At 48.8% G+C, this 254-nt stretch carries 1 rRNA gene; it reads left to right on the forward strand.

Annotation, left to right across the window (positions count from 1 at the left end):
* Positions 1-53: 53 nt before the first annotated feature.
* Positions 54-254, forward strand: a 16S ribosomal RNA gene (locus tag HMPREF2674_RS06560); the annotation flags it as partial.

The following is a 254-nucleotide window of genomic DNA, read 5'->3' on the forward strand; positions in this document are numbered from 1 at the left end:
CCCCCGTGTGTGATTCGCTGTTTGAGATCAGGTTATCGAACTTTTCTATTTTTTCAACGGAGAGTTTGATTCTGGCTCAGGACGAACGCTGGCGGCGTGCTTAACACATGCAAGTCGAACGATGAAGCCTAGCTTGCTAGGTGGATTAGTGGCGAACGGGTGAGTAATACGTGAGTAACCTACCTTTAACTCTGGGATAAGCCTGGGAAACTGGGTCTAATACCGGATACGACCAATCTCCGCATGGAGTGTTG

This window comes from Rothia sp. HMSC062F03 (genome assembly GCF_001836905.1).
Lineage (GTDB): Bacteria > Actinomycetota > Actinomycetes > Actinomycetales > Micrococcaceae > Rothia > Rothia mucilaginosa_A.